The organism is Pseudomonas sp. 86_A, assembly GCF_017491705.1.
GTDB classification, from domain to species: Bacteria; Pseudomonadota; Gammaproteobacteria; order Pseudomonadales; family Pseudomonadaceae; genus Aquipseudomonas; species Aquipseudomonas koreensis.
Window position 1 is genome coordinate 1 of the sequence record NZ_JAFGYS010000031.1, and the last position, 5,795, is coordinate 5,795.

Annotated in this window: 10 protein-coding genes; 5 read left to right on the forward strand and 5 right to left on the reverse strand. The window is 44.2% G+C overall.

The window, feature by feature from the left end:
• The 4 genes from J5M57_RS27655 to J5M57_RS27670 all read right to left on the reverse strand — a co-directional run.
• A partial coding sequence (locus tag J5M57_RS27655; RefSeq protein ID WP_243435660.1) for a replication protein P occupies positions 1 to 235 on the reverse strand: 235 nt, incomplete at its 3' end.
• Positions 232 to 1,131: a replication protein gene (locus tag J5M57_RS27660; protein WP_000185505.1), complete on the reverse strand. Its 900-nt coding sequence runs from the start codon at positions 1,129 to 1,131 to the stop codon at positions 232 to 234. The genes J5M57_RS27660 and J5M57_RS27655, both read right to left, overlap by 4 nt.
• Positions 1,132 to 1,163: 32 nt before the next feature.
• Positions 1,164 to 1,457: a lambda phage CII family protein gene (locus tag J5M57_RS27665; RefSeq protein WP_000251069.1), complete on the reverse strand. Its 294-nt coding sequence runs from the start codon at positions 1,455 to 1,457 to the stop codon at positions 1,164 to 1,166.
• Between the two features lie 118 nt (positions 1,458 to 1,575).
• Positions 1,576 to 1,776, reverse strand: a complete 201-nt coding sequence (locus J5M57_RS27670) for a Cro/CI family transcriptional regulator (RefSeq protein ID WP_000437875.1) — start codon at positions 1,774 to 1,776, stop codon at positions 1,576 to 1,578.
• A gap of 100 nt (positions 1,777 to 1,876) precedes the next feature.
• Between J5M57_RS27670 and J5M57_RS27675 the strand changes: the two genes are divergently transcribed.
• From J5M57_RS27675 to J5M57_RS27690, 4 genes are all read left to right on the forward strand, one after another.
• Positions 1,877 to 2,590 (forward strand): LexA family transcriptional regulator, encoded by a 714-nt coding sequence (locus J5M57_RS27675; protein WP_000104864.1) that lies wholly within the window; start codon positions 1,877 to 1,879, stop codon positions 2,588 to 2,590.
• Between the two features lie 112 nt (positions 2,591 to 2,702).
• Entirely contained in the window at positions 2,703 to 3,542 is an 840-nt protein-coding gene (locus J5M57_RS27680) for a protein rexA (protein ID WP_000788349.1), read from the forward strand.
• Positions 3,543 to 3,557: 15 nt separating this feature from the next.
• The gene (locus tag J5M57_RS27685; protein ID WP_001245922.1) at positions 3,558 to 3,992 is read left to right on the forward strand and encodes a protein rexB; all 435 of its coding nucleotides are present in this window, start codon (positions 3,558 to 3,560) and stop codon (positions 3,990 to 3,992) included.
• Positions 3,993 to 4,456: 464 nt separating this feature from the next.
• Positions 4,457 to 4,780 carry an antitermination protein N gene (locus J5M57_RS27690; RefSeq protein ID WP_001564525.1) on the forward strand — a complete coding sequence of 108 codons (324 nt, stop codon included), beginning with the start codon at positions 4,457 to 4,459 and terminating at the stop codon, positions 4,778 to 4,780.
• Here the strand turns inward: J5M57_RS27690 and J5M57_RS27695 are convergent, their stop codons facing one another.
• Positions 4,781 to 5,263, reverse strand: a complete 483-nt coding sequence (locus J5M57_RS27695) for a superinfection exclusion B family protein (RefSeq protein WP_000281856.1) — start codon at positions 5,261 to 5,263, stop codon at positions 4,781 to 4,783. It abuts the gene before it with no gap.
• 266 nt (positions 5,264 to 5,529) lie between these two features.
• On the opposite strand from J5M57_RS27695, the gene J5M57_RS27700 reads away from it, so the two are divergent.
• On the forward strand, positions 5,530 to 5,730 hold the full coding sequence (locus J5M57_RS27700; RefSeq protein ID WP_000213975.1) for an antirestriction Ral family protein: 201 nt from the start codon (positions 5,530 to 5,532) through the stop codon (positions 5,728 to 5,730).
• Positions 5,731 to 5,795: the final 65 nt, after the last annotated feature.

The window sequence follows — 5,795 nt, forward strand, 5'->3', positions numbered from 1 at the left end:
TCCCGTTTTCCCTAAAAGCCAGAACCCACTGGCGACGGATTTCGTTCACTTCGTTCTGGTCACGGTTAGCCAGGCTCGCCGGGAAAGTTGCCAGTAACTGGCTGAACACACCGTTGATGATCTGCGCTACCTGCTGTACCTGCGGCTTTTCGTCGTACTGTTCCGGCATGTTGTTGGCGATCCGACGCATCTGCTCACGGTCAAAGTTAACCATCTGTGCGGCGATGTTTTTCATAGATCCACCCCGTAAATCCAGTCTGTGTTTGTCAGGTCGAGTTTTGGTTTGCTGGCTGTCACGCCTGCCTGTTGCTTGTTACGGTTGATTTCGAGTTGGGTCCACTTATCGCGGAGTTTGGCCGGGCTCAGCACGTTACCGGACCAGAAGTTGTCCTGGCATGCCCAGCGGAACAGCACACACATGTCGCGGTGGTTACGTCCGTCACGTTCACGCATCAGGCGGATATCGTTAGCCCACCCAGCAAAATTCGGTTTTCTGGCTGATGGTGCGATAGTCTTCACCATGTCAAACATCCACTCTGCGGCGGTCAGGTCTTCTGCTGTCCCCCACTTGCTGCCGCTCTGAATTGCAGCATCCGGTTTCACCACAGAAAGGTCGTTTTCTGGCTGGTCAGAGGATTCGCCAGAATTCTCTGACGAATAATCTTTTCTTTTTTCTTTTGTAATAGTGTCTTTTGTGTCCCCCTGTTTTGAGGGATAGCAATCCCCCAATTTGAGGGATGTTTTATCCCTCGTTTTAGGGGATTTTCCCTCGTTTTGAGGGATGCACCATTCTGAGATGTTTTTATTTGGTCCAAACATGCCGCCTTGCTGCTTGATAATATTCATTCTGACGAGTTCTAACTTGGCTTCATTGCACCGTTTGACAGGTAACTTTGTAATCTCGCTAAGTTGAGAATCGGTGATTCTGTCCATTGGTTTATTCCACCCATAGGTTTTACGCAGAATGGCAAGCAGCACTTTAAACTGTCGCTTGGTCAGATCTGCGCCCGAATAAGCCTCAAGCAGCATATTTGATAGTCTGGCGTAACCATCATCGAGATCTGCCACATTACGCTCCTGTCCGGCAAAGTTACCTCTGCCGAAGTTGAGTATTTTTGCTGTATTTGTCATAATGACTCCTGTTGATAGATCCAGTAATGACCTCAGAACTCCATCTGGATTTGTTCAGAACGCTCGGTTGCCGCCGGGCGTTTTTTATTGGTGAGAATCGCAGCAACTTGTCGCGCCAATCGAGCCATGTCGTCGTCAACGACCCCCCATTCAAGAACAGCAAGCAGCATTGAGAACTTTGGAATCCAGTCCCTCTTCCACCTGCTGATCTGCGACTTATCAACGCCCACAGCTTCCGCTGTCTTCTCAGTTCCAAGCATTGCGATTTTGTTAAGCAACGCACTCTCGATTCGTAGAGCCTCGTTGCGTTTGTTTGCACGAACCATATGTAAGTATTTCCTTAGATAACAATTGATTGAATGTATGCAAATAAATGCATACACCATAGGTGTGGTTTAATTTGATGCCCTTTTTCAGGGCTGGAATGTGTAAGAGCGGGGTTATTTATGCTGTTGTTTTTTTGTTACTCGGGAAGGGCTTTACCTCTTCCGCATAAACGCTTCCATCAGCGTTTATAGTTAAAAAAATCTTTCGGCCTGCATGAATGGCCTTGTTGATCGCGCTTTGATATACGCCGAGATCTTTAGCTGTCTTGGTTTGCCCAAAGCGCATTGCATAATCTTTCAGGGTTATGCGTTGTTCCATACAACCTCCTTAGTACATGCAACCATTATCACCGCCAGAGGTAAAATAGTCAACACGCACGGTGTTAGATATTTATCCCTTGCGGTGATAGATTTAACGTATGAGCACAAAAAAGAAACCATTAACACAAGAGCAGCTTGAGGACGCACGTCGCCTTAAAGCAATTTATGAAAAAAAGAAAAATGAACTTGGCTTATCCCAGGAATCTGTCGCAGACAAGATGGGGATGGGGCAGTCAGGCGTTGGTGCTTTATTTAATGGCATCAATGCATTAAATGCTTATAACGCCGCATTGCTTACAAAAATTCTCAAAGTTAGCGTTGAAGAATTTAGCCCTTCAATCGCCAGAGAAATCTACGAGATGTATGAAGCGGTTAGTATGCAGCCGTCACTTAGAAGTGAGTATGAGTACCCTGTTTTTTCTCATGTTCAGGCAGGGATGTTCTCACCTAAGCTTAGAACCTTTACCAAAGGTGATGCGGAGAGATGGGTAAGCACAACCAAAAAAGCCAGTGATTCTGCATTCTGGCTTGAGGTTGAAGGTAATTCCATGACCGCACCAACAGGCTCCAAGCCAAGCTTTCCTGACGGAATGTTAATTCTCGTTGACCCTGAGCAGGCTGTTGAGCCAGGTGATTTCTGCATAGCCAGACTTGGGGGTGATGAGTTTACCTTCAAGAAACTGATCAGGGATAGCGGTCAGGTGTTTTTACAACCACTAAACCCACAGTACCCAATGATCCCATGCAATGAGAGTTGTTCCGTTGTGGGGAAAGTTATCGCTAGTCAGTGGCCTGAAGAGACGTTTGGCTGATCGGCAAGGTGTTCTGGTCGGCGCATAGCTGATAACAATTGAGCAAGAATCTTCATCGAATTAGGGGAATTTTCACTCCCCTCAGAACATAACATAGTAAATGGATTGAATTATGAAGAATGGTTTTTATGCGACTTACCGCAGCAAAAATAAAGGGAAAGATAAGCGCTCAATAAACCTGTCTGTTTTCCTTAATTCTCTGCTGGCTGATAATCATCACCTGCAGGTTGGCTCCAATTATTTGTATATTCATAAAATCGATGGAAAAACTTTTCTCTTTACCAAAACAAATGACAAGAGTCTGGTTCAGAAGATAAATCGCTCTAAAGCTTCAGTTGAAGATATTAAGAACAGCCTCGCAGATGACGAATCATTGGGATTCCCATCTTTTTTGTTTGTTGAAGGCGACACCATTGGTTTTGCCAGAACTGTTTTCGGGCCGACCACATCCGATCTGACAGATTTTTTAATCGGGAAAGGAATGTCATTAAGCAGTGGAGAGCGCGTTCAGATAGAGCCACTGATGAGGGGAACCACCAAAGACGATGTTATGCATATGCATTTCATCGGCCGAACAACGGTGAAGGTAGAAGCCAAGCTACCTGTATTTGGCGATATATTAAAGGTCTTAGGGGCAACAGATATTGAAGGGGAGCTTTTTGACTCATTGGATATAGTCATTAAGCCAAAATTTAAAAGGGATATAAAAAAGGTTGCCAAGGATATTATTTTTAACCCGTCACCTCAATTTTCAGACATTAGCCTGCGGGCAAAAGATGAGGCCGGAGATATTTTAACAGAACATTATCTATCAGAAAAAGGCCATCTCTCAGCGCCTCTGAACAAGGTCACCAATGCTGAGATAGCTGAAGAGATGGCATATTGCTACGCAAGAATGAAAAGTGATATACTGGAATGTTTTAAAAGGCAGGTGGGCAAAGTTAAGGATTAATTATCAGGAGTAATTATGCGGAACAGAATCATGCCTGGTGTTTACATAGTAATAATTCCTTACGTTATCGTAAGCATTTGCTATCTCCTTTTCCGCCACTACATTCCTGGTGTTTCTTTTTCAGCTCATAGAGATGGTCTTGGGGCGACATTGTCATCATATGCAGGAACCATGATTGCAATCCTGATTGCTGCCTTGACGTTTCTAATCGGAAGCAGAACGCGCCGACTGGCCAAGATTAGAGAGTATGGGTATATGACATCGGTAGTTATTGTCTATGCCCTTAGTTTTGTTGAGCTTGGAGCTTTGTTTTTCTGCGGGTTATTGCTTCTTTCCAGCATAAGCGGCTACATGATACCCACTATCGCCATCGGCATTGCCTCTGCATCGTTCATTCATATATGCATCCTTGTTTTCCAACTATATAATTTGACCAGAGAACAAGAATAACCCGGCCTCAGCGCCGGGTTTTCTTTGCCTCACGATCGCCCCCAAAACACATAACCAATTGTATTTATTGAAAAATAAATAGATACAACTCACTAAACATAGCAATTCAGATCTCTCACCTACCAAACAATGCCCCCCTGCAAAAAATAAATTCATATAAAAAACATACAGATAACCATCTGCGGTGATAAATTATCTCTGGCGGTGTTGACATAAATACCACTGGCGGTGATACTGAGCACATCAGCAGGACGCACTGACCACCATGAAGGTGACGCTCTTAAAAATTAAGCCCTGAAGAAGGGCAGCATTCAAAGCAGAAGGCTTTGGGGTGTGTGATACGAAACGAAGCATTGGCCGTAAGTGCGATTCCGGATTAGCTGCCAATGTGCCAATCGCGGGGGGTTTTCGTTCAGGACTACAACTGCCACACACCACCAAAGCTAACTGACAGGAGAATCCAGATGGATGCACAAACACGCCGCCGCGAACGTCGCGCAGAGAAACAGGCTCAATGGAAAGCAGCAAATCCCCTGTTGGTTGGGGTAAGCGCAAAACCAGTTAACCGCCCTATTCTCTCGCTGAATCGCAAACCGAAATCACGAGTAGAAAGCGCACTAAATCCGATAGACCTTACAGTGCTGGCTGAATACCACAAACAGATTGAAAGCAACCTGCAACGTATTGAGCGCAAGAATCAGCGCACATGGTACAGCAAGCCTGGCGAACGCGGCATAACATGCAGTGGACGCCAGAAAATTAAGGGAAAATCGATTCCTCTTATCTAGTTACTTAGATATTGGCCTTGGCTTTATCTCAATATTATATGGATCATAGCTGGCAACTAATTCAGTCCAGTAAATATCCTCAATAGGGAATAATATATGCTTTCCATTCCATCGGGAAAAAGTTTTGTTCAACACACCAAGCTCAATCAACTCACTAATGTATGGGAATTGTTTTGATGTAACCACATACTTCCTGCCTTCATTAAGGGCTGCGCACAAAACCATAGATTGCTCTTCTGTAAGGTTTTGAATTACTGATCGCACTTTATCGTTTTGCATCTTAATGCGTTTTCTTAGCTTAAATCGCTTATATCTGGCGCTGGCAATAGCTGATAATCGATGCACATTAATTGCTAGCGAAAATGCAAGAGCAAAGACGAAAACATGCCACACATGAGGAATACCGATTCTCTCATTAACATATTCAGGCCAGTTATCTGGGCTTAAAAGCAGAAGTCCAACCCAGATAACGATCATATACATGGTTCTCTCCAGAGGTTCATTACTGAACACTCGTCCGAGAATAACGAGTGGATCCATTTCTATACTCATCAAACTGTAGGGGTTGTAATAGTTTATCCGATTTCTCGCTGTAGGGGTACACGAGAACCACCGAGCCTGATGTGGTTAAAAGACAGGCACAATCTTTACTACCGCAATCCACTATTTAAGGTGATATATGGAAGAAGAATTTGAAGAGTTCGAAGAGCATCCTCAGGATGTGATGGAACAATACCAGGACTATCCGTATGACTACGACTATTGATAAAAATCAATGGTGTGGACAATTCAAGCGATGCAATGGATGCAAGCTGCAATCGGAATGCATGGTTAAGCCTGAAGAAATGTTTCCTGTAATGGAAGATGGGAAATATGTCGATAAATGGGCAATACGAACGACGGCAATGATTGCCAGAGAACTTGGTAAACAGAACAACAAAGCTGCCTGATAGTGGCCTTTATTTTTGGCATAAATAACAGAATAAACACTGCACTGTGTATTCATTCCAACGAG

Bases quoted from the DNA above. Each gene is read 5' to 3' on its own strand.
- J5M57_RS27685 (WP_001245922.1), top strand. From the start codon at position 3,558: ATGCGGAACAGAATCATGCCTGGTGTTTACATAGTAATAATTCCTTAC.
- J5M57_RS27690 (WP_001564525.1), top strand. From the start codon at position 4,457: ATGGATGCACAAACACGCCGCCGCGAACGTCGCGCAGAGAAACAGGCT.
- J5M57_RS27700 (WP_000213975.1), top strand. From the start codon at position 5,530: ATGACTACGACTATTGATAAAAATCAATGGTGTGGACAATTCAAGCGA.
- J5M57_RS27670 (WP_000437875.1), bottom strand. From the start codon at position 1,776: ATGGAACAACGCATAACCCTGAAAGATTATGCAATGCGCTTTGGGCAA.
- J5M57_RS27665 (WP_000251069.1), bottom strand. From the start codon at position 1,457: ATGGTTCGTGCAAACAAACGCAACGAGGCTCTACGAATCGAGAGTGCG.
- J5M57_RS27695 (WP_000281856.1), bottom strand. From the start codon at position 5,263: ATGTATATGATCGTTATCTGGGTTGGACTTCTGCTTTTAAGCCCAGAT.
- J5M57_RS27680 (WP_000788349.1), top strand. From the start codon at position 2,703: ATGAAGAATGGTTTTTATGCGACTTACCGCAGCAAAAATAAAGGGAAA.
- J5M57_RS27675 (WP_000104864.1), top strand. From the start codon at position 1,877: ATGAGCACAAAAAAGAAACCATTAACACAAGAGCAGCTTGAGGACGCA.
- J5M57_RS27660 (WP_000185505.1), bottom strand. From the start codon at position 1,131: ATGACAAATACAGCAAAAATACTCAACTTCGGCAGAGGTAACTTTGCC.